The sequence below is a fragment of the Pontibaca salina genome (assembly GCF_016307205.1).
GTDB classification, from domain to species: Bacteria; Pseudomonadota; Alphaproteobacteria; order Rhodobacterales; family Rhodobacteraceae; genus Pontibaca; species Pontibaca salina.
In genome coordinates, this window is the sequence record NZ_JAEIJD010000004.1 from 150,255 (window position 1) to 173,687 (window position 23,433).

At 58.9% G+C, this 23,433-nt stretch carries 19 protein-coding genes; 9 read left to right on the top strand and 10 right to left on the bottom strand.

Features of this window, described 5'->3' with window-relative positions; all coding sequences use genetic code 11:
* Positions 1-109 precede the first annotated feature (109 nt).
* Positions 110-1,117, top strand: a complete 1,008-nt coding sequence (locus tag JAO82_RS07235) for a GlxA family transcriptional regulator (protein ID WP_198685702.1) — start codon at positions 110-112, stop codon at positions 1,115-1,117.
* Positions 1,118-1,138: 21 nt separating this feature from the next.
* Here the strand turns inward: JAO82_RS07235 and JAO82_RS07240 are convergent, their stop codons facing one another.
* From JAO82_RS07240 to JAO82_RS07265, 6 genes are all read right to left on the bottom strand, one after another.
* Complete coding sequence (locus tag JAO82_RS07240) at positions 1,139-1,483, bottom strand: hypothetical protein (protein ID WP_198685703.1); 345 nt, start codon at positions 1,481-1,483, stop codon at positions 1,139-1,141.
* Positions 1,484-1,602: 119 nt separating this feature from the next.
* A complete protein-coding gene (locus JAO82_RS07245) occupies positions 1,603-2,169 on the bottom strand; it encodes a sarcosine oxidase subunit gamma (RefSeq protein ID WP_198685704.1) in 567 nt (188 codons plus the stop codon).
* On the bottom strand, positions 2,162-5,197 hold the full coding sequence (locus JAO82_RS07250) for a sarcosine oxidase subunit alpha family protein (protein ID WP_198685705.1): 3,036 nt from the start codon (positions 5,195-5,197) through the stop codon (positions 2,162-2,164). The genes JAO82_RS07245 and JAO82_RS07250 overlap by 8 nt, the downstream gene beginning before the upstream one ends.
* Positions 5,194-5,481: a sarcosine oxidase subunit delta gene (locus tag JAO82_RS07255; RefSeq protein WP_198685706.1), complete on the bottom strand. Its 288-nt coding sequence runs from the start codon at positions 5,479-5,481 to the stop codon at positions 5,194-5,196. The genes JAO82_RS07250 and JAO82_RS07255 overlap by 4 nt, the downstream gene beginning before the upstream one ends.
* Before the next feature lie 13 nt (positions 5,482-5,494).
* The gene (locus tag JAO82_RS07260; RefSeq protein WP_198685707.1) at positions 5,495-6,745 is read right to left on the bottom strand and encodes a sarcosine oxidase subunit beta family protein; all 1,251 of its coding nucleotides are present in this window, start codon (positions 6,743-6,745) and stop codon (positions 5,495-5,497) included.
* Between the two features lie 111 nt (positions 6,746-6,856).
* Positions 6,857-7,783, bottom strand: coding sequence for a LysR substrate-binding domain-containing protein (locus JAO82_RS07265; protein ID WP_198685708.1), 927 nt, complete (start codon positions 7,781-7,783; stop codon positions 6,857-6,859).
* A gap of 270 nt (positions 7,784-8,053) precedes the next feature.
* Between JAO82_RS07265 and JAO82_RS07270 the strand changes: the two genes are divergently transcribed.
* Together JAO82_RS07270 and JAO82_RS07275 are read left to right on the top strand one after the other, a co-directional pair.
* Positions 8,054-10,423, top strand: a complete 2,370-nt coding sequence (locus JAO82_RS07270) for a DUF1989 domain-containing protein (protein WP_198685758.1) — start codon at positions 8,054-8,056, stop codon at positions 10,421-10,423.
* 274 nt (positions 10,424-10,697) lie between these two features.
* Positions 10,698-11,429, top strand: coding sequence for a FadR/GntR family transcriptional regulator (locus JAO82_RS07275; protein WP_198685709.1), 732 nt, complete (start codon positions 10,698-10,700; stop codon positions 11,427-11,429).
* Positions 11,430-11,451: 22 nt separating this feature from the next.
* Here the strand turns inward: JAO82_RS07275 and JAO82_RS07280 are convergent, their stop codons facing one another.
* Entirely contained in the window at positions 11,452-12,753 is a 1,302-nt protein-coding gene (locus JAO82_RS07280) for an ABC transporter substrate-binding protein (protein ID WP_198685710.1), read from the bottom strand.
* A 150-nt stretch (positions 12,754-12,903) separates the two neighbouring features.
* Here JAO82_RS07280 and JAO82_RS07285 point away from each other — a divergent pair, with 150 nt between their 5' ends.
* From JAO82_RS07285 to JAO82_RS07310, 6 genes are all read left to right on the top strand, one after another.
* Positions 12,904-14,277, top strand: coding sequence for an NAD(P)-binding domain-containing protein (locus JAO82_RS07285; protein WP_198685711.1), 1,374 nt, complete (start codon positions 12,904-12,906; stop codon positions 14,275-14,277).
* Between the two features lie 320 nt (positions 14,278-14,597).
* Entirely contained in the window at positions 14,598-15,767 is a 1,170-nt protein-coding gene (locus JAO82_RS07290) for an ABC transporter substrate-binding protein (protein ID WP_198685712.1), read from the top strand.
* Between the two features lie 25 nt (positions 15,768-15,792).
* Entirely contained in the window at positions 15,793-16,713 is a 921-nt protein-coding gene (locus JAO82_RS07295) for a branched-chain amino acid ABC transporter permease (RefSeq protein WP_198685713.1), read from the top strand.
* Positions 16,710-17,696 (top strand): branched-chain amino acid ABC transporter permease, encoded by a 987-nt coding sequence (locus JAO82_RS07300; RefSeq protein WP_198685714.1) that lies wholly within the window; start codon positions 16,710-16,712, stop codon positions 17,694-17,696. Before JAO82_RS07295 ends, JAO82_RS07300 begins: the two co-directional genes overlap by 4 nt.
* Entirely contained in the window at positions 17,693-18,445 is a 753-nt protein-coding gene (locus JAO82_RS07305) for an ABC transporter ATP-binding protein (protein WP_198685715.1), read from the top strand. The genes JAO82_RS07300 and JAO82_RS07305 overlap by 4 nt, the downstream gene beginning before the upstream one ends.
* Entirely contained in the window at positions 18,445-19,146 is a 702-nt protein-coding gene (locus tag JAO82_RS07310) for an ABC transporter ATP-binding protein (protein ID WP_198685716.1), read from the top strand. The genes JAO82_RS07305 and JAO82_RS07310 overlap by 1 nt, the downstream gene beginning before the upstream one ends.
* 59 nt (positions 19,147-19,205) lie before the next feature.
* Here the strand turns inward: JAO82_RS07310 and JAO82_RS07315 are convergent, their stop codons facing one another.
* The 3 genes from JAO82_RS07315 to JAO82_RS07325 form a co-directional block, all read right to left on the bottom strand.
* The gene (locus JAO82_RS07315) at positions 19,206-21,137 is read right to left on the bottom strand and encodes an ABC transporter permease (RefSeq protein WP_198685759.1); all 1,932 of its coding nucleotides are present in this window, start codon (positions 21,135-21,137) and stop codon (positions 19,206-19,208) included.
* A gap of 26 nt (positions 21,138-21,163) precedes the next feature.
* Positions 21,164-22,195, bottom strand: coding sequence for a quaternary amine ABC transporter ATP-binding protein (locus tag JAO82_RS07320; protein ID WP_198685717.1), 1,032 nt, complete (start codon positions 22,193-22,195; stop codon positions 21,164-21,166).
* A 159-nt stretch (positions 22,196-22,354) separates the two neighbouring features.
* Positions 22,355-23,311, bottom strand: coding sequence for an ABC transporter substrate-binding protein (locus JAO82_RS07325; RefSeq protein WP_198685718.1), 957 nt, complete (start codon positions 23,309-23,311; stop codon positions 22,355-22,357).
* Positions 23,312-23,433: the final 122 nt, after the last annotated feature.

Consider the following 23,433-nt stretch of genomic DNA (forward strand, 5'->3'; position numbering starts at 1 on the left):
TTGACCTTATCCTTGACGTTTCAATTTCATATTTGTCCGGGGAGAAGCCATATACACTCTCCTGCACACAGCCCGCGTCGTCCATAATCTTTCATGTGAGGAATAATTAATGACCTTGGCGGAAAAATCAACGATTTTGGGCTTTTTGATCTTTCCGGGTTTTCCGATGGCCTGTCTGACCTCGGCTGTGGAACCCTTGCGCGCGGCCAATGAAATCGCGGGAAAGACCGCTTTTGGCTGGAAGCTAATCTCGGAGCACGGGGCGCGGGTACGCTCAAGCGCCGAGGTGGGGTTTGACCCAGACCTTTCGCTGGATCAGGCCGATGATCTGGATTACCTGTTTTTGCTCAGCAGTCCGCAGTCTACGTTCGAAAACCCCAAGGCTTCGGGTGGCCTGTTGCGGCGGCTTGCCCGTCACGGGGTCAAGATGGGCGGCATCAGCGGCGGAGTGTTTCCGCTGGCGCGTTCGGGTCTGATGACGGGGTACGAATGCAGCGTGCACTGGTGTTACGAAGCTGCTTTTGCTGCCGAATTTCCTGACCACCGCATGACCGATGATGTGATCCGGATCGATCGCAACCGCTATACAGTGTCGGGGGCTGCGGCTGCTTTCGACCTGATGCTGCACATTATCGAGGAAAGGCTGGGTGAGGATGTCACCACCGAGGTTGCCTGCTGGTTCCAGCATCCGCTCGTGCGGGGGCAGGGGGTGCGGCAGAAAATTCCGACCGTACGCAACCAAAGCACATCCGACATGCTGCCGCCGGTCGTCGCGCAGGCGATCGATATTTTTTCTGACCATATTGACGAACCTGTCGCCGTCGCTGATGTGGCGCAGACCATTGGTGTTTCGGCGCGTCAGCTTGAGCGGAGTTTCAAACATGCGACCGGCCAGAGTCCGTCGCATTATTATCGCTCGTTGCGGATGAACGCCGCGCGCCAGCTTGTGCTATATTCAAAGGATACGATGACCGAAATCGCCAACGCGGTCGGTTATGCCACCGCAACGCCGATGGTCCGTCACTACCGGCAGACATTTGGGCTGAGTCCGGAAGAGGACCGCAAGACAATCAACATGTTCCGGGTCAAGGACAACCGCTCGATCCCGTCGACATAGATTGAACGTGCGCCGACGAGGCTATTGGATGGACAGGCGCAGGGTGAATTGCTCGGATGCCGGTCTGCGAAACAGCTGAAATACAATGACCTGATAGAAACCCGATCCGGTGTAAAAGCTGTAGTCGCCCTGGCAATCGATGACGTCGGGCACGGTAAAGCAGGTGTTTTCACTGCCGAAAAGCTCCAATCGTGCCAGTTGGCCGGCACCGGTTCCGAACACAAAGCACATCGGCCAACCGTCGCTAACCTGTCCGCTGACCTCGCCCGAGGAATGGCCGCGGTCGAATCGGATTTCCAAGCAGTTTTGTGAAGCGGAAGTTGTCGCCCACAAACCCAGCAGAAACGCGGCAATCAAACGAAACATGGCGCCCTCGCAACCGAGGTGTAACCATAACATGTTTGCGCCTTTTTCGCAGCGGTGAAACGAAAAGTGGCCCGCCGAAGCGGACCACAAGGTTTCTACAGACGCCCGCAGGCGCTGGCTCAGGTTGCGCTTTTGACAGCGGTGATCAGCGCATTGCGGAGCGATCCTGCTGAAGAACGCGGGCCGATCACGCTGAAATGCGTGCCGGTCTTACGGCAGATCAGAAAGCAACCCAGATGGGCCAGTTGCGTTCTGAGCGCAGCGCCCTGATCCATCGCGCGCGTGTTGGCGTTGCACAGCAATTCCAGCACGCTATGGCAATGCGGTCCTTCTAAGTCGAACCGCACCCAGCCGTCGGTTTGTTCGGTGACCGAGGCGTTTTCGCCCACGGCTGCCGTAACTTGGGCGGCAAGGTCTTCATGGGTGTCATGAGGGGCCTCGATCATCCATTGATGGGGTCCCATCCAGAACGCGGCGAACGGTTCCTTGGTGGCGCAGCGCGCCACATCCGGAAGATCAAAGCCAAGGAATTTGGCCGCGGCGGCGGCCGCCGCGTCCTCTTTTCCACGGCGCGACGCGACTGATGCCAGCGCCCAATCGGGGCATTCCGAGATGCGCATCCCGCCAATGTTATCGACTTGCGCGACGGTGCCCCAGAGGGGCGTAATCGGTTTCAAATCATGCACGGACACGTACTCCCTCTGGATCCACGAACTGCGGATTGACGACTTCGACGTCAACATTCAGGTTGGTTACCGGACTGACAAGGCTGACAATTTCGCCCATGCGGTTGGCACCGTCTTTCAGGAAGCCCAGGCCAATCGATGAGTTAAGGATCGGCGAATAGCACGCCGAGGTGACATAGCCCTGATCGTGCTCCGCATCGACAGGCGTTCCTTTTGTCATCAGGTGACCGCCGGCGGTCACTTTGTCGGCGCTGTTGACCGGCTTGAAACCGACCATGTTCAGCGCATCGGGCAGGTTCATGCCCTCGCGCTCGGACATGGTGGACCCGATGCTGTCCTTCTTTTTCGAAACCATTCGCCCCATCCCGAGGTTCAGCGCGGTGATTGTGCCGTTCAGTTCGTTCCCGGCAGCGTGACCTTTTTCGATCCGCATCACGCCAAGCGCTTCGGTGCCATAGGCGACGACATCGAATTCCTTGCCTGCTTCCATAATCCGGCGGAACAGTGCGTCGCCATAACGTGTCGGCACCGCAATTTCATAAGCCAGCTCGCCCGAGAACGAGATCCGGAACAGGCGCGCGCGCAGGCCACCGCAAACGGTGATCTCGCGACAGGCCATGAACTCGAACCCTTCATTGGAGAGGTCGAATTCGGGATCCACGATCTTTTGCAGCAGCTTGCGGCTGTTCGGTCCAGCCACGGCATATTGTGCCCAGGCTTCGGTGGTTGAAATCAGCTGCACGTCCATGTCCGGGAACAGGCACTGCCGCACGAATTCCATGTGGCGATAGACCTCCACAGCGTTGGCGGTCGTTGTCGTCATCACGAAATGATGTTCGGACAGGCGGGCGGTGGTGCCGTCGTCCATTGCATTGCCATCCTCGCGCAGCATCAATCCATAGCGGGTTTTGCCAACGGCCAGTTTGGCAAATGCGTTGGCATAGACCGTATTGAGGAATGGTGCCGCATCGGTGCCTTGAATGTCGATCTTGCCCAATGTGGTCACATCGCACACGCCAACCGATGCCCGTACGGCCCGCACCTCGCGGTCCACGCTTTCGCGCCAATGGGTTTCACCGGGCTGGCTAAACCATTGGACACGCAGCCAGTTGCCGACTTCGACAAAGGAAGCACCGTTTTCGAGCGCCCACTTGTGGCTTGGGGTTTCGCGAACCGGATGGAAATCCTTGCCGCGTGCGCGCCCGCCCCAGGTTCCCATGGCGACGGGGCTATAAGGGGGGCGGAAGATCGTGGTGCCGGTTTCGGGGATCGACTGGCCGGTCAGTTCGGCCATGATTGCCAAACCGCCCATGTTGCTGGTTTTGCCCTGATCGGTCGCCATGCCCAGAGTCGTATACCGCTTGAGGTGCTCGACCGAGCGATAGTTTTCCTGATGGGCCAGCTTCACGTCTTTTACGGTGACGTCATTCTGTTGATCCAGCCACGCCCGGCCCTTGCCATGGCGGACATGCCAGAACGGTTGGATGTTCACCGGCGCGTCCTCGGCCTGGGGCAGGTCGATCTTGCTGGTCTTGATGCCGAGATCGCCCAGTGCCGCAACGGCCTGTGCGCTACCGGTTTCCAGCGCGGCGGCGGTCGAGAAATCGCCGTTCGCGGCCCCGGCCACGGTCATGCCCGGAATGCTGTCTTCACCCGGCACAAAGGCTGAAATCTGCTCATTCCAGATCGGGCGGCCACGCTGGTGGCAGGTCATATGCACGTTGGGGTTCCAGCCGCCGGAGACACCCAAGGCACCGCATTCGATACTGCGCTCCGAGCCATCGGCCAGCCGAACCTTGATGAATTTCAGCCCGAGGCGACCCGATGTGTCGATCACCTGTGCGCCCGCGAGCAATTCGCAATCGGCGATCCGCGGTGCATCGGCACGGGTATCGATCACCGCCGCAACCTTGACGCCTTTCGCGATCAGATCGACCGCGGTGCGGTGCCCATCATCGTTGTTGGTAAAGATGGCGACCTTATGTGCCGCGGTTACCGCCCAGCGGTTGGCGTAATCGCGCATGGCGCTGGCCAGCATGATGCCGGGGCGGTCGTTGTTTTCAAAGGCGATGGGACGCTCGATTGCACCAGCGCAAAGCAGGGTGCGCTTACTGTAGATGCGCCACAGGATCTGGCGCGGCTTGCCCTCGGGCGGCACCGGCAGATGGTCCGACACCCTTTCGACCGCGCTGTAGATGCCGTGGTCATAGGCGCCGTTGACGGTGGTCCGAGACATGCAGCGCACATTCGGTAGCGAATGCAGTTCCGCCACGGTTGCGGCTACCCAATCCTGCCCGGACTGCTCACCGATGCCGAAAGTTTCGCCATTAAGGCGGCCACCGAAAAGATAGTCTTCGTCGGCCAGAATGACCTGCGCGCCAGCGCGGCCCGCTGTCAAAGCAGCCGACAGACCCGAAGGACCTCCGCCGACGACCAGAAGATCGCAGTGCAGGAACCCCTTGTCGTATTCATCCGGGTCTTCCTCTAACGAGAGCGAGCCAAGACCGGCCGCTTTGCGGATGATCGGCTCATAGATTTTTTCCCAGAACGAAACCGGCCACATGAAGGTCTTATAGTAGAAACCCGCCGTCAAAAAGTTCGAGAAACGGTCGTTGATCGCCATGAAGTCATATTTCAGCGAGGGCGAGCGATTCTGGCTTTTGGCCACCAGGCCGTCAAAAAGTTCGGCGGTTGTGGCGCGAGTGTTCGGCTCTTGCCGCGCGCCGGTGCGCAGTTCGACCAAGGCGTTCGGCTCGGCGCTGTCCGAAGTCAGCACCCCACGTGGGCGGTGATATTTGAACGACCGCGCCATTAAGCGCACGTTGTTGGCCAGCAGCGCCGAGGCCAGCGTGTCGCCCGGATGGCCCTGATATTGCTTGCCGTCGAAGCTGAAGTTGATGGACGATTGCTGATCGATCTGCCCGCCGGCCAGTCGATTGACCTGTGTTTTTCCGCTGTGAGCGCCGGTCTGGGCGCGCGCGGTCGGCTGGTTGATCTGGCTGCCATCTGCCCGATTGGTATAGGTCATTTGCTGCGCCCCCGTGCGCGGGCCACATCACTGGCCATCTCGACATTGGTGATTTCGTGGGTAAACGTGTTGCGCGTCACCACCAGCCAGCTGCGATCGCCGGCTTCGTGGAACCACAGTTCACGGTTTTCACCACCGGTGTCGTTTCGCAAATAGGTGTAATCGCTGAACTGCTCCAATGCGTCTTCGGCCTGCCAATCAGGGCGGTCGATCAGTGACGCAGAGCCCAGAAAGGTGAATTCCTGCGCGTCGCGCGGTCCAAGAAGCGGGTGATTGATAATCATCTCTGGCTGCTCCTCAATGCAGGCTGGGCGATGGGCCCATGCCTTTTTCGTCGATGACATAACCGCGACGGAAGCGGTCGAAACGATAGGCGGCGGCGTATTTGTGCGGCGTGTCGGTGGCCAGCAGATGCGCATAGCACATGCCCGAGGCCGGCGTTGCTTTGAACCCGCCGTAACACCAGCCGCCGTTGAAGTAGAGCCCGCCGATTTCGGTTTTGTCGATAATGGGCGAGCCGTCCATGCTCATATCCATCACGCCGCCCCACATGCGCAGCATGCGGGCGCGCCCCAGAGCCGGAATCAGGGCCATGCCGCTTTCGCAGACATCCTCGACCGTGGGCAGGTTGCCGCGCTGCGCGTACGAGTTGTAGCCGTCCGGGTCGCCGCCAAAGACCAGCCCGCCCTTGTCGGATTGGCTGCAATAGAAGTGTCCGGCACCAAAGGTGATCACCCCCGGCATGATTGGCTTCAGCCCTTCGGTGACAAAGGCCTGCATGACCGTGGTCTCGATGGGCAGGCGTATCCCGGCGTGGGACATCACGCGCGGAGACGAGCCGGCGACACAACTTGCAACCTTGTTTGCACCGATGTAGCCGCGCGAGGTTTCGACCCCCTTGCAAACTCCGTTCTCGATGCGGAAGCCGGTGACTTCGCAGTTCTGGATCAGATCGACACCAAGGCGATCCGCGGCGCGGGCGTAACCCCAGGCCACCGCGTCATGGCGCACCGTGCCGCCGCGTCGCTGCGCCAACCCGCCTTTGATCGGGAAGCGGGCGTCGTTGAAATTCAAGAAAGGATATTCCTTCTTGATCTGCTCGACGCTCAGCAGTTCTGCATCGGCTCCGTTCAGGATCATCGCATTGCCGCGCCGGGTAAAGGCGTCGCGCTGCGGGTCGGTATGGATCAAGTTCAGAATGCCGCGTTGGCTGACCATCGCGTTATAGTTCAGTTCTTGCTCCAGCCCTTCCCAGAGCTTCATCGAATATTCGTAGAACGGCTCGTTACCATCCAGCAGATAGTTCGAGCGGATAATGGTGGTGTTGCGGCCCACATTGCCGCCGCCCAGCCAGCCCTTTTCCAGCACGGCGATTCGCTTCTTGCCGAACTCCTTGGCCAGATAATAGGCTGTCGCCAGCCCGTGCCCACCACCACCGATGATGATGTAATCGTAAGCCGATTGTGGTTCAGGGTCACGCCAGGCTGGCTTCCAACCCTTGTGACCCGTCAGTGCTTCTTTGATGACCCGAAAACCGGAATAGCCCATGGATGACCTCATTCATTTGCGACACGACAATGCGCAATTTCAATGAGGAGTTAACCTTCGGATCGGACAATCACCTTACCGGATCCGACAAGGCGGCACTTTTTTCTCGAATTAGGGACCGGGCCTCGACGCGGCAGCGCTGACTTCGAGCAGCCAATTCTCGACGACACGGCACTCATCGAAATGATCGGCCTTGCGAGGACGTAGGAGATAATAGCCCTGTTCGGTGCGCACCTGCCGCTCCTCCAGAGGGCGCACCAGCCTGCCGTCTTCTAGGTGTCGGTCTACCAGGTGGCCCCACCCCAGCGCGACGCCCAGACCGTCGACAGCCGCTTGCACAGCCAGCGGATAGGTGTTGAACAGTGCTCCCTGGTCAATATTCGCGCTTGAAGCGCCGATACGGGACAGCCAAGTGTTCCAGTTCATCCATTCGCTGCGGGTCGATGCCACCTCGATCAGGTCCTGTTTTGGCAGGTCCGCCAGATTCTGCACGCCGGGGTGCGCCGCCATATATTCGGGCGTGCAGACCGGAAAAATGGTTTCCCCAAAAAGCAGACGGGATTCATGGCCGGGCCAATCGCTGCTGCCGCGCAAGATCGCCAGATCGACGGAATCAGCGAGACACTCGGCATCGTTGTCCGAAGCGACAAGCATGATCTTGATATGTTTATTGGCCCGAGTGAATGCCTGCAGGCGCGGCATCAGCCACAGCGCGGCAACTGAATTGGTCGCGGCCAGCGTCACCGTCCGGACCTGATCTTCGGCCACAATCCGGCGCGAGGCATCGCGTAATCCCTGCAGGGCGGGCTTGATCTCGCCCAGAAACCGCTGCCCTTGCGGGGTCAGGTGGATCGAGCGGTGCCCGCGTATGAATAGCGGCACGTTATAGTGGTGTTCAAGCAATCGGACCTTTCGGCTGATGGCGGTCTCACTGATGTTGAGTTTGCGGGAGGCTCCGACAAAACTCTGATCTTCTGCCGCAGCCTCGAAGGCCAGCAGATAGTCCAGTGGCGGCAACGATGGGTTGCCCTTTCTCATTCGTTCAGACCGTCCATGACCGGATTTCCACTCCGTGATTCGTTTGCTGCTATACAGCATGTTTGCCAAACCATGGCGAGCGACCTCTTGGCTCTAATTAACGCGGGCATAGAGTATCAAAAAAACATTCAGAGAAAAGCAACTTACTTGCCATAGTGGGGCCAGTCCGAAAATTGATTCGGACGAAGCAACCATATGCGTCGACCAGCGCTCTGACTGGTCTTCGAAGTCACCTATGACCCTATCAAGGGGGACGCCGCCATGAATACCATGAATACCAACGTAATCTTCCAAAACCCCTATGAACGGGCCGGCGTGGTGACGCCGGGATTGCCGATCCTGCCTCATGGGGTTGAGCGGCATCCGATCCCGGGTGGGGGCAGCCGCGCAGTTCAGATTTTCCAAGGTGACGAAATCACCGTGCAGGACCGGGAAGGCCTGCAACCGGTTGAGCTCGTGTTTTTTGCGCCCGACGGAACCTCGGATGCGGCAATGATCGGGGCCAGCGGTGGACGCGACCCCGAAGGGCTGAAAGCCGCGCTGCTCAGCGATAAATCCGGAGCCAAGGTGCTGCGGGCGCTGGACGCTGCCGGTTTCGACATCGGTCGCGCCGATGGAACACGGATTTTCAGCGATGGTTCACGCGCCGGTGAGGTCGAGAAATTCACTGCCACCAGCGACGGCTTGCTGATCGTCTGCGCGCCCGGTGTCGCGACGAGCCCGCATGAGCAGTGGATACCGACCGAAATCGCGCTGTATATCAGCCGCGCCAATCCGGGAGATGAAAAAGGCAAGCTGTTGCCGCCCGAGCCATTGGCCGACCCGCTTGTCGATATCAATATTCTGCCCGGCGAAGCAAAGGCTTATGAGGTTCGCAAGGGCCAGTATATCCAAGTGCTTGACGTGCAGGGGCGCGAATGTTCGGATTTCCAGGCGTTTTCGATGCGCGCGCTGGACAAGGGACTTGAGCGCGAGATCGACCCGACCACGACTCGGGCCTTGATGGGCTCGCTCTATCCCAATCCGGGTCTGCATTCGCGCTACTGCTCTTCGGATCAGGAGCGTTTGGTCGAGATCGTGCAGGACACGGTCGGGCGGCATGACACATTCGGGCTGGCTTGTACCGCGCGCTATTACGAGGAGCTCGGCTATCCGGGACACCTCAACTGCTCGGACAATATCAATGTCGAGTTGGGTCAGTATGGCGTACGTCCGCGCGGCGGCTGGCCAGCGATCAACTTCTTCTTCAACACAATGCTGGACGATACCCACTCGATCACCATGGACGACCCCTATTCGCGTCCTGGCGATTATGTGTTGTTGCGTGCAATGACAGATCTGGTCTGTATCTCGACAGCCTGTCCCTGCGACATCGACCCGGCCAATGGCTGGAACCCCACGGACATTCAGGTCCGGACCTATGAAAAAACCAACGAATTCAGCCGTTCGATCGGCTGGCGGAAATTTCCGGAGGCGGATATGGAAGAAACGAAAAAGACCGGTTTCCACGAGTGCTTTGCAAAGCACACGCGGGACTTCGTCGAATATCAGGGTTTTTGGCTGCCCAACCAGATGAGCAACCACGGTGCGATCGCCGAATACTGGGCTGCGCGCGAAAAAGCCGTGATCATGGATCTGTCGCCGCTGCGTAAATACGAGGTCACCGGACCAGACGCAGAAAAGCTGATGCAGCTTTGCGTGACGCGTAACATGAAGAAGCTGCCAGTCGGTGGCGTCGTCTACACTGCGATGTGCTATGAGCATGGTGGCATGATCGACGACGGCACAGTCTACCGTCTGGGCGAAACCAACTTCCGCTGGATCGGCGGCAACGACCAGTCCGGGCTGTGGCTGCGCAAGCAAGCGGTTGAGCGGAATCTGAATGTCTGGGTGCGCAACTCGACCGACCACCACTGTAACGTTGCGGTGCAAGGTCCGCTGTCGCGCGAGATCCTGAAGCAGGTGATCTGGACCCCGCCAGAGAACTCGACCCTCGAAGAGCTGGACTGGTTCCGTCTGACCATCGGTCGTATTGGCGATTATCACGGACCTGCCGTTGTGGTCAGCCGGACCGGTTACTCGGGCGAACTGGGTTATGAGGTGTTCTGCCACCCCAAGGATGCCGAAGAAGTATTCGAAGCAATCTGGAAGGTCGGTGAGCCGATGGGCATGATCCCGCTGGGGCTGGCCGCACTGGACCTGCTGCGCATCGAAGCCGGGCTGATCTTTGCCGGTTCCGAATTCGACGACCAAACCGACCCGATGGAAGCCGGAATTGGCTTTACGGTGCCGCTGAAGTCGAAAACGGATGATTTCATCGGGCGCGAGGCTCTGGAGCGCCGGAAAGCGCACCCTCAGCGCAAGATGGTCGGTCTGGATCTGGAAGGCGGCATTGTGCCGGTGCCGGGCAACTGCGTCCATATCGGCAAGCCGCAAATCGGCGAAATCACCTCGGCGATGAAATCGCCAATCCTTGGCAAGGTCATCGCGCTGGCGCGGATGGATCTCGCTCATGCCGAATATGGCACTGAGGTCGAGATCGGTCAGTTGGATGGCGATCAGAAGCGCCTGAAGGCCACGATTGTTCCCTATCCGCACTTCGACCCCAAGAAAGAGCGGGTCAAGGGCAACTACAGCTAAGCCTGACAGCGGTTGAAAAAATGAAAAGCCCCGGAACAGTTTCCGGGGCTTTCTCATGTGCGAGCCAGAAATGAACGGACATGCCTATTAAATATTCGCGGATGTTGTTCTGCCTTGTTTGTCCGGACCGGCACTGGCCAAAATTGACCCGTCGCTGGTTTTGAGTTTTCCTGAGTTTAGTTGCTGGACCAAATTTGCCAATTGCTGCTATCTTGCCGTGTCCGTCAGGATTATTGGGCATCAGTTAGGACGTAACCTCTCTTAAGGCAGTTAAATGAGTACCGACAATCAGGAAATAACCTCGCAGATCATCGCGACTCACTCTGTCGGTGCGACGGTACAGGTGGTCTTGGATCGTCTGTTCGCCCAGATAAAAAATGAGGAATATCCGGTGGATACCCGCCTTCCGTCCGAGCGAGCACTCGCTTCGGAGCTTGGTGTGGCGCGCAACACCGTGCGTGAGGCGCTGGACATTCTTGAGGCTCGCAACGTGATCAGACGGCGCCCCGGCAGCGGCAGTTTCGTCACCTATCGATCGGAAACGCCTCCAGCCGAGCGGGTCGACAAGTCCATCGCTTTTGAGACCAGCCCCTTAGACCATCTTGTCGTGCGCGGAATTCTGGAGCCCGAAATGGTGCGACTGGCGGTTATCAACATGACGCCGCGCGAGATCAGGGAACTGGAGCAGCTGATGTCCGAGATCGAGCATGTCCGCACCGACGTGACAGCGTTTGTGAAATGCGAGGAGAATATCTATCGCAAGATCGCAGCCGGTACCCGCAACCCGCTATTAGCGTCATGCTATGATTTGGCGATCGAGGCTTGCCGGGTCAGTTTTCGCACGACCTTGCTGCGACGGCATCTGACGCCCAAGCGGATTCTGGAATACCAGCAGCGGTATAATACCCTGTTCAACGCCATTGCATCACGTGATGTCGAGCGCGCTGTCGAACTCATCAAGCTGCATCTGATTGAAGAGCAAAAACTGCTCTTGCAGGACTTTTAACGCTTCATATCTGCGATCGCGATCAGGGCGTCGCCCATTGCTCACGCTGAATCATCTTGGTCCGATCCGTGGGGATGCGCTGATGCCACAGCTGCCCTAGGTCTCTCATTTCCTTTTTGAGCAGGTCGCCGTGACGTGTCAGCCAATCTGGTATGGAGCCAAAGTCGACAATCCTGGCCTTGCCGTTCTGGATAGTGACGATGGGCCAGTCGCCGATCAAAGCGTTATCGATGCCGAACATATCCTGCCCCCACCAGTGCGCAGGGCCAAAGGCATGGGTCACATGCCCCAGTTGTTTCATCGCAGCCAGCACCGATTCGGGTCTGATACTGTTGCACTTTTCGACAGCGCCGTGCCAGATGTCCAGAATCGCCGCATATTCCCAGCTTACTGCGCTCCAAGTGTCGGGAAACCGGCGGTTATACTGTTCGAAAAAAACATGGGGCTGGTTGAAAAAGAAGGCCTTTTCCCGCAGCAGCGGATCATCGAAATCCGGAAACTGGAACACCACACCTTCCATAAATTCAGCAGATGTGCGGGCGACCAGATGTTCGTATTGATCCAGAGTGCATGAGATAATTTGCCCCTTGAACCCCTGCGCATGGGCATATTCCGTCATGGCGTGAACCATTGGCGTGCGGCTGGTGCACCAGCACAGGATATCGGGGTCAGTGTCCAGCATTGCCTGCACGATCCCTGCCGCATCGGTGCTGTCGGCATCGTACTGAATCTGCTTGATCAATGGCATGTTTTCGGCGGCAAACGCAGCACGATAAGTCGCAAGCGAGGGTATGCCCAGAGCATCTTTCTGGCTGCACAGCGCGACTTTTTTCAACTCTGAGCGATTTGCAGCCAACCATTCGACGCCGGTGACATTGTAGACCGGATGCAATTCGCTGGGGGCGATCAGATAGGGGCTGTCGGGTGACAGGTCGCTGGGCAGGAGAGTCGAGGTCAAGATCCGCCGTTCGCCCAGATAGTCGCGCAGCGGCGTATAGGTATCTCCCCCCAGCATCATCAACAGTTTGATGTCGTGCTTTTCGACCAGCTCATGGGCACCGTCAATTGCGCGCTGCTCGCTATAGCCGCAATCATATTCTTTGATTTCAATGGGGTAACGCCGCCCACCGATCATCAGGCCGCCATTGCGATTCAGCCAGTCGACCCAGATCTGACAGCCGTTCAACCCCGGCAGGCCCCAAGACTGTACTGGACCGCTCAGCGGGGCCAGAAAGCCGATGTTTATTGCCTCGTTCATCCCAACCGAGAGGCGAGGGAAGGCCGTTGAGACGGCTAGCTTATGTGCAAAACTGGAAAGGGTCATCGTTCCTAAGTACCACCGCTTGCCCGGATGTTCACCCGCTTTCTGCCCGTTTGGATAAATGTTGACACTTTGGTATAGAAAATAGCACCATTTGCAGGACCAAAGGGGCCAAAGTTAAGATAGTGGTCCATACCAGTAGGGGAGAAAGTGATGAAAACCAAGAGAATAGCTATTATCGGTGCGGGCCCATCCGGTCTGGCGCAGATGCGCGCTTTCGAATCAGCTCGGAGCAAGGGCGAAGAGATTCCGGAAATCGTCTGCTTTGAACGGCAGAGCAACTGGGGCGGTCTGTGGAACTATACGTGGCGCACCGGGCTGGATGAAAACGGCGAGCCGGTGCATTCCTCGATGTATCGCTACCTATGGTCGAACGGCCCGAAAGAGGGGTTGGAATTCGCCGATTACTCGTTCGAGGAACATTTCGGAAAGCAGATCGCCTCGTATCCGCCCCGCGCCGTGCTATTCGACTATATTGAGGGCCGCGTGCTCAAGGCCGGCATTCGCGACTGGATCCGGTTCAACACGCCAGTACGGTTCGTCCGCTATAACGAAGACGACGAAACCTTCACGGTTACCGCACATGATCAGGTGAAGGATTCCACCTATGAGGAAACCTTTGATCACGTGATCTGCGCCTCGGGGCATTTCACGACGCCCAACGTACCTCATTACGAAGGTTTCGAGGAGTTTAAGGGTCGGATTCTCCATGCCCATGATTTCCGCGATGCCTGTGAGTTTGCTGGCAAGGACCTGCTGCTGCTCGGATCGTCCTATTCGGCCGAAGACATCGGATCACAATGCTGGAAATATGGTGCCAAATCGATCACCACGTCGTATCGCAGCGCGCCGATGGGCTTCAAATGGCCAGACAACTGGGACGAAGTGCCGGCATTGGTCCGGATGGAAGGCAATATCGCGCATTTCAAAGATGGCAGCTCACGTCATGTGGACGCGATTATCCTTTGCACCGGCTACAAGCATTTCTTCAATTTCCTGCCCGACGATCTGCGCCTGAAGACAACCAACCGTCTCGCCACGGCGGACCTTTATAAAGGTGTCGTTTTCATCAACAACACCAAGATGTTCTATCTGGGGATGCAGGACCAGTGGTTCACCTTTAACATGTTCGATGCGCAGGCGTGGTGGGTCCGCGATGCCATCATGGGCAAGATCGAGGTTCCCACGGACCTCAATGTTCTCAAAGCGGATGTCGAAGAGCGGATCGCCCGCGAGGACGCCGGCGACGGCGACAAATATGCGATCCAGTATCAGGGCGATTACGTCAAGGAGCTGATTGCGGAAACCGATTACCCCGACTTCGATGTGCAGGGGGCTTGCGAGGCGTTTTTCGCTTGGAAGGATCATAAGAAGGAAGACATCATGGCCTTCCGTAATAAATCCTACAGATCGGTGATTACCGGAACGATGGCACCTGCGCACCATACGCCGTGGAAAGATGCGCTTGACGACTCGCTCGAAACTTACCTGCAAAACGAACTGGTTAAGGAAAAAGAAAAGGCGTGAAGACAATTACCCTGACGTCATTGCGGCAGGGTTGAAGGCTCGTAATTGCGCGTCCCCTTATGCTGAGGGGGCGCGCAGTCGTTTCAGGGCCGTGGGGGTAGCACGCCGGGCAAACATCATCGATTTGTAGATCTGTTCAGCCTGATACACCTGTTCAGAAGCGGCGGCTGTTTACCTGTCACTATTGGGCTGGAAAGCCGTGTCAGGAGAGCATTTTAGCTCAAAGCGGCACCATCGACACTTGCCGCCAAATTACGTAGAGCATATCGGGAATGGAAAACCGGAATGAACTCAACACCGAACAGGGAAAGTGCGACCAAATGAGCGTTAAATCAAATCTTGTTGCCTCGATTCTGGCGGCCACGGTGCTTGCCGGAGCCGCCAACGCTGCAGACGATCTGAAGGTCGGGCTGATGTTCACCTTGTCCGGACCGGCGGCGACGCTGGGCGAGCAGGGGCGCGACGGGTTTCTGCTGGCGCTTGACCAGATCGGTGATCTGGGCGGTGTGCCGACCGAGGTCATAATCGTCGATGACGAGCAAAAACCCGATGTCGCCGCCAACAAGGCGCGCGAACTTGTGACCCGCGACGAGGTCGATTTCGTAGTTGGTCCGACATTTTCAAATATTGCGCTGGCGATACACAAGCCGATAACGGATAGCGGCACGATCCTAATCAGCCCCAATGCGGGCCCGTCGCCCTTTGCCGGGGCAGATTGTCACCCAAACTTCTACGCGACATCCTATCAGAACGACCAGATGCACGAGGTGATGGGCGCCCATGCCAAGAAACAGGGCTATGACAACGTGTTCCTGATGGCGCCGAACTATCAGGCGGGCAAGGACAGTCTGAGCGGGTTCAAACACTCCTATGACGGTGGCATCGCTGGCGAGATTTATACCCAGTTGGGGCAGCTCGATTTCTCGGCGGAACTGGCGCAGATCGCGGCGATGCAGCCCGATGCGCTGTTCACCTTCATGCCTGGCGGGATGGGCGTGAATCTGGTCAAGCAATACCGCCAGGCGGGGCTTGCCTCGATCCCGTTCCTGTCGGCATTCACGGTGGATGAAAGCACCTTGCCGGCACAGCAGGACGCGGCTGTCGGGTTCTATTCCGGTGCCAACTGGACCCCCGACACGGATAACGAGCAAAGCCGCGCCTTTGTCACGGCTTACGAGGAGAAGTACGGCTCGGTGCCCGGCAGCTATGCCATGCACGGCTATGATACCGCCCTTCTGCTTGATGCCGCGGTGCGTGCGGTCGGCGGCGATCTTGAGGATCGTGCAGGGCTGCGCAAGGCGCTGGAAGCCGCCGAATTTCAGAGCCTGCGGGGCAAGTTCGCCTTCGGTCCCAACCATTATCCGGTTCAGGATTTCTATCTGGCCGAGGTGGTCAAGCGCGACGACGGCAAGTTCCAGACTTCAATGGTGCGCAAGATTTTCGAGGATTATCAGGATAATTACGCCTCGGAATGCGTGATGCCCAACTAAGGGCAATGTCGGGGGCGTCAGATAGATGACCAGCCTTTTCTTGCTTCAGCTTCTGAACGGGGTTCAGTTCGGCGTGCTCTTGTTCCTGATCGCCGCCGGGCTGACGCTGGTGTTCGGAATCATGGATTTCGTCAATCTGGCGCATGGCGTGCTTTACATGGTGGGGGCCTATCTGATGGCGGCCTTCACCATGATCACCGGAAGTTTCGCCGCCGGATTGCTGCTGGCGCTGGCGGCGACGCTGGTGTTTGGGCTGGCGCTTGAATTTCTGGTGTTTCGACGACTTTACGAACGCTCGCACCTGGATCAGGTGCTGGCGACGTTCGGGCTGGTGATGATCGTGAACGAGGGCGTCAAGATCCTCTGGGGCACCGCGCCGCTCACCGTGCCGATGCCCACGCTGCTAAGCGGATCGATCCCGCTGGCCGGGCCGCTGCAATACCCGGTCTATCGTGTCGCAATCATTGCGGCGGGGCTGGTCACGGCGCTGGGGCTGTGGCTGGTCATCAACCATACACGCATTGGCATGCTGCTAAGGGCAGGGGCGTCGCACCGCTCTACGGTGTCGGCCTTGGGGGTGAATGTTTCGCGGCTGTTCACGCTGGTCTTTGCGGTTGGGGCGATGTTGGCAGGCTTTGCCGGGGCGATCATCTCGCCGATCCTGTCGGTCGATACCGGCATGGGCGAAAGCGTGCTGATCCTTGCCTTCGTGGTCATTGTGATCGGCGGTATCGGATCGATCCGGGGCGCGTTTCTGGGTGCGCTGCTGGTTGGGGTGGTGGATACGCTGGGGCGCAGTTTCGGGCCCATCCTGCTGCGCACCATCATGGACCCGGCGGCCGCATCGCAAACCGGCCGCACGCTGGCCCCGATGGTGGTGTATATCCTGATGGCGGCGATCTTGTTCGCCCGGCCTGCCGGTCTGTTTGGGCGGAACACGTCGTGAGGGTGAAAAACGCTGATCCTGCGGCGATAGTGCCGCCCCGCGTCGCTGTGCGCACATGGGTCGCGATTGCTCTGTTTACGGCATTTGCGTTGGTTCCGGTGCTGGCGGGCTGGCTTGACGATCCGTTCCTGCTGGTCACCGCGACACGGATCGTTGTCTTTGCCCTTGCCGCGATGGCGCTGGATCTGATCCTTGGCTATGGCGCGATGGTCAGTTTCGGACATGCCGCTTATTTGGGCATCGGGGCCTATGCGGTGGCGATCCTGTCATCTTACGGCATCACCGATTTGGGGCTGCATCTGCTTGCGGCATTGGTGGTTTCTGCAATCTTTGCCGCGATCACCGGGGGCATTTCGCTGCGCACCCGTGGCGTGTATTTCATCATGATCACGCTGGCCTTCGGGCAGATGGCCTATTTCTTTTTCGTCTCGCTGTCTGGCTTTGGCGGCGATGATGGGCTGACATTGCGCCAGCGCTCGACCGTGTTCGGCCAGCCGTTGCTGGAGAACGACCTGGCGCTGTTCTATATTGCGCTGGGGTTTCTGGTCGCGCTTTTCGGGTTCAGCGCCGCGCTTGTGCGTTCGCGGTTCGGGCGGGTGCTGACCGGTACGCGCGAAAACCGGATACGGATGCAGGCCATCGGGTTTTCGCCTTTTCCCTATCAGCTGACCGCTTTCGTTATCTCCGGCTGCATGACTTCGGTCGCGGGGGTATTGCTGGCCAATCAGAGCGAGTTCGTCTCGCCGGCCTTCATGAATTGGCACCGCTCGGGCGAATTGATCGTGATGGTGGTGCTGGGCGGGATCGGCAATCTGACCGGGGCCATCGGCGGCGCGATCATCGCATTGTTGCTTGAGGATTGGCTGGCGGTGCTGACCCAGCACTGGCGGCTGTTTTTCGGCCTTTTTCTTGTTCTCGTCGTGCTTTACGCACCGGGCGGGATGACCGGGTTGATCCGCCGTATCATGGGCCGAGCGCCATGAGCGTCCCGTTGCTGTCCGCTCGCAATCTGCACAAGGCTTACGGCGCGCTGCAAGTGACAGACGATCTCTCGCTTGAAATTATCGAGGGCGAATTGCAGGCGATCATTGGCCCTAATGGTGCGGGTAAGACGACATTGATTGCGCAGCTTTCCGGCCAATTGCGCCCCGACAGCGGTCAGATCGCCTATGAGGGGCGCGACATCACCCGCCTGAAAATGCACGAACGGGTGCGGCTGGGCATGGCGCGCTCGTTCCAGATCACCTCGATCCTGCCAGGTTTTACGATGCTGGAAAACGTCGCGATGGCGGTGCAGGCCCGTTCCGGGTCTAGCTTCCGGTTCTTCGGTTCGGCGGCCCGTGAGCGGGCGCTGAACGAGGCTGCGATGGCGGCGCTGGCCGAGGTCGGGCTGGAGGACCGGGCGCATCGTATCGCTGGTCCGATGTCGCATGGCGAGCATCGCCAGCTTGAGATCGCCATCGCGCTGGCCACGAAACCACGGCTTTTGCTGCTGGACGAACCGCTGGCCGGTACCGGTGGAGAAGAGGCGGAACATCTGGTGGCGCTGTTTCGCAGGCTGAAATCGCGTCTCACCTTGGTGCTGATCGAACATGACATGCAGGCTGTCTTTGCGCTGGCCGACCGGATTTCGGTGCTGGTCTATGGCCGGATTATCGCCAGCGGTTCGCCTGACGAAATTCGCCGCGACCCCGCCGTACGCGCGGCCTATCTGGGTGAGGAGGTTGCCTGATGCTGGAGGTCGAAGGGCTGGAAACCGCTTACGGCGAAAGCCGTGTGCTGTTTGGCGTCGACCTATCGGTTGCCCCCGGCGAGGTCGTGACGCTGCTAGGCCGCAACGGCATGGGCAAGACCACGACGGTCAATTCGATCTTCGGGCTGGTGCGCCCGCGCGCCGGTCATATCCGCATCGACGGCAAGGACATGACCCGCGCGGCACCGCATCTGATCGCGGCGGCAGGGCTGGGGCTGGTGCCCGAGGGGCGGCAGATCTTTCCGACGCTCAGCGTGCAGGAAAATCTGGTGGCGACCGCCCGCATGCCCGGTGCCAATGGCGGCAAGTGGACGCTGGAGCGGATCTTTGAGCTGTTCCCTTCTTTGCGCGAACGACGCCGCAACATGGGCGATCAGCTTTCCGGCGGAGAGCAGCAGATGCTGGCCATCGGCCGCGCGCTGATGACCAATCCGCGCCTGATCGTATTGGACGAAGCGACCGAGGGCCTGGCACCTTTGGTGCGCGAGGATATCTGGACCTGTCTGCACCTGCTCAAGGATGAGGGCGAGGCGATCCTGCTGATTGACAAGAATGTCGATGCGTTGACCCGTCTGGCGGATCGGCATCTGGTGATCGAAAAAGGGCGGATCGTCTGGACCGGCACCTCGTCGGAATTGCTGGAGACGCCAGACATCAAGGACAGATATCTTTCTGTCTGATGTTGGCGTCTCCGGGCGCTGCCCGTTGCCGTCAAATAGCGGCCAGCCTCGGCAACGGCTCAGAGGCCCAGCAGCGCGCGCCGTTTTGCGCCCCATGTCTGGACCAGATGGTCGACCAGCAGCCCCATGAAGGCCACCGCCGTCCCCAGCACCAACCCCTTGCCAACATCGGATGAACTGAGTGCGCGCTGCATTTCCTGCCCCAGATCCTGGGTGCCGATAAAGGCGGCGATGATGACCATGAAGAGGGAAAACATCACCGATTGGTTGACGCCCACCATGATCGTCGGCAGTGCCAGCGGCAGGCGGACCTTCCGCATCGTCTGCCCATAGGTCGCGCCGGACATTTCGGCGGCTTCGACCATTTCATGGGGCACACCGCGCAGACCTTCGATCGTGTAACGGATCAGTGGCACGGCGGCGAACAGCACGACGGCGCCAACGACCGCGACATCATTCACACCGAACAGCATGACCACCGGGATCAGATAGATGAAGCTGGGGAAGGTCTGCAACGTATCACAGGCCAGCAGCACCCGTTGCGCGCGGGATTCCTTGCGCGACCCCCAGATGCCCAGCGGAAAGCCGATTGCAGTGGCGATGGCAACCGAAACGGTGACGGTATAAACGGTGATCATGGCCCGGTCCCACCAGCCCGACATGGCGATGAAAGCGAAGAACGCCACGCAGATCGCTGCCGAGCGCAGCCCTCCGATAGCCCAAGCCGCCGCGGCGATCAGCACGAGAACAGCCGAGAAAGGCGCGAACAAAAACGCGTCGCGCAGCGGGATCAGCACCCATACGATCAGGAACCAGCGCAGCCAGGTCGTGACCGGATCGACGATGACGATGAACCAGTCCACCATCGCATCCAGCGGTGCGGCGGCGCTCAGTGCTTGGCGGCGACTGATTTGGTCGAGCAATGGAAAGACCTGTGCCAGCCCCAGCAATGCCAGCGTCAGCGCGGCCCAGATCAGGGCAAGACGATGGCGCACGAACCATGGCGTTCCCTTGGCAAAATGCTGCGGTTGCCGCATCGCCCAGGCTTTCGAGCAGCGGTCCAGCATCACGGCCAGCAGCACGATGGTGATGCCGATCTCGACCGAGCGCCCGATTTTTAGCGCTTGCAGCAGTTGCAGCAGTTTTTGTCCCAGACCGGGCATGCCGATGAAACTGGCCAGAACCACCATTGCAAGACATTGCATGATGACCTGATTCACCCCCACCAGAATATCGGTGCGTGCGGTGGGAATGCGCACCGACCACAGCAGTTGCAGCCGCGTCGCCCCGCACATCTTGCCGCTTTCGATCACCTCGTCCGAGACTTTTTTCAGACCCAGTAACGTCATGCGGATCATCGGCGGCACTGAGAATATAATCGTGACCACGGCGCCAGCCTTTGGGCCAACGCCGATGAACACAACAACCGGAATCATATAGGCGAAATGCGGCATGGATTGGGCGACGTTCAAAATTGGGTTCAGTAGCTTTTCGAACAGCGCCGAGCGCCAAGCGGCAATCCCCGTCAGCAGTCCCATCAGGATCGAAAACGGGGCGGCGACCACGATCACCGACAGGGTTTCCATTGACCATGTCCACTGGCCCATGATCGCGATCCAGCAAAACGTGCCGCCCGACAGCAGCGCCAGCCGCCAGCCGTTCAACGCATAGCCGATGACGGCTGCACTGGCAGCGATCACGGTCCATGGGATCGGGCCGATGTTCGGCCAGCGGCTTTTGCCGTAAAGCAAGTTCGCGGTGACATCGAGCAACCATTCGACTCCGTCGGCAAAGGCGCGGGTGACATGGATCAGACCAAGATCGTCGCGCATGAATCTGAATGCAGCGTTGATCCAGTCGGCGAACGGCCAGACCAACCATTCCGGCGGGCGGATCAGACCGCCCGGCAGCATGGTTTTGGAAATGATCAGAACCAGCCCGATGATGAGCAGGATCCGCGCCACGCGGGTGCGGGTCAGCCCGCCGCCCATGGGCGGTAAATTGATTGCAGCGGTGCTCACGCGTGATCTCCTAACAGAACGTCGATGGCCTCTTGCCGCCGCAGGACGCCCAGCAGTGCGCCGTCCTTGCCCGCGACCGGAAAGGCCTCGCGCGGGTCATTGATGACCAGCCGAGCCAGGTCATGGATCGTCTGGTGGCTGCCGATGGCTTCACCGGTCAAAGCCGTGCCATTCACCGGCTGCATCAGCGCCGAAGCCCGCACCACCCGCGCCTTGTCGATTTCATGGGTGAACTTAGCGACATATTCGGTCGCCGGGTTCATCACGATGCGGTCGGGCCGGTCGCATTGTTCCACCGCGCCATCCTTCATGATGGCGATGCGGTCGGCAAGGCGCAGCGCCTCGTCAAAATCATGGGTGATGAAGACGATGGTCTTGCCCAGCAGTCCCTGAAGACGCAGGAATTCGTCCTGCATCTCGCGCCGGATCAAAGGGTCCAGCGCCGAAAACGGCTCGTCGAGGAACCAGATGTCGGGTTCGATGGCGAGGCTGCGCGCAATTCCGACGCGCTGTTGCTGGCCACCGCTGAGCTCGCGCGGAAAATAATCCTCGCGACCGGCCAGACCGACCAGTTCGATCACCTCGAGCGCGCGGGCGCGGCGGGTGTGGCGATCTTGTCCGCGCATCTCAAGGGGAAAGGCGACGTTCTCCAGAACAGTGCGATGGGGCAGCAGGCCAAAGCTTTGGAACACCATGCCCATTTTGCTGCGCCGCAGCTCGATCAGTTCTTTCTCTTTCAGGGCGCCGATATCCTGCCCGTCGACATGGACTTCACCGCCGGTGATGTCGATCAGCCGTGACAGGCAGCGCACGAGAGTCGACTTGCCAGACCCTGACAGGCCCATGATGACCAGCATCTCGCCACGCGGAATATCTAGGGTAACATCGCGAACAGCGGCAATATAGCCCGCTTCACGGATTGACTGAAAACTGGGAGCGCCTCTCAGGGTGGAAAAATAGTGATCTGCATTGGGGCCGAAAAGCTTCCAGACGCTTTTGCAGGAGATCACGGGTTCAGGGGCCATCATGAGAAGAATATCCTTTGGATCAGGCCACCCATCCAGCGTTCGTGGGACGAGCGGCGGTTGCAGGCACGATCCAAAGAGGGTTAATCATCCGGATCGCAGCCCGGAACGAAGCGACCAGAGCATCAGGCCGAATTCGGAAGATGCTCCGGTCAGATGCTTTTAGGCGGGGCATGCCTCGATGGCAGGCTTCCAGGCCTTCTCGTTCTCTTCCATCCAGGCGATGGCAGCGTCCTCCGGCTCCATCTCGTCGATATCGACAAGCTTGGCCATTTCCGCGATCTGCGGGTTGGTGAAGGAAACGTTCTGCAGGACGCAATAAGCGCGGGGCCACTTGTCCTCCATCCCGTCCCAGGCGGCCTTTTTCAGATAGCCGTCAGCCGGATTACCACAATCATAAGTCACATCCGGGTTCACACCGACTGAGGGATCGGTGTCGCAACCTTCTTCCCAGGCCGGAAATTCGACAAATTCGCCGGGCCACACTGCTTCGGCGAAATTCGGCGTCCAGTTGAACAGCACGATTGGAGTCTTATTGCGCTCTGCAGCCGCAACCTCGGCCCAAAGTGCCGACGCGGAGCCGGCGTTCACCACCACGAAATCCAGACCCAGCCCGTCAACACGTTCCTGATCGTGTTTCAGCCAGTCAACGGGACCGCCTAAAAAGCGGCCCTTGTCGCCGGTTTCCGGCGTGGAAAAAACAGCAGAACATTCGTTCAAAGCCTCCCAATCCGGCAATCCGGGGCAAGCTTCTTTGGTCCATTCCGGATACCACCATTCTTCGCGAGTGATGGCATCATGATCGCCGGCGTCGTGGATGCCGCCCTTTTCGCGCGCCGCGTCAAATGATGCGGCGAAGGCGCCTTCCCACACTTCCAGTTCCAGCGTGACATCGCCAAGGCGGACTGCTTCGTAAACCGCTTGGCTGTCGGTCGAAACATATTCGACGTTGTTGCCAATCGATTCCAGCATCTCGCCAAAAATATTGCTCATGACGATCTGGCTTGACCAGTTATGCACCGGTATTATGATCGGATCGCTTGAATCCTCAGCGGCAGCGATCTGCCCCGTGAATGCAAGAACGGCAACAGTTGAAAGCAAAGTTTTCGTCGTTCTCATGTTAATTCCCTGTTGATTGTAGCGGGTGAAATCCCGCTATTTTCTTGATCGGGAAACGTCGTTCCCGTGGCACGATCTTAGGGGCGAATTGTGAACACGTCAGACCTTGGCGATGAACAGAG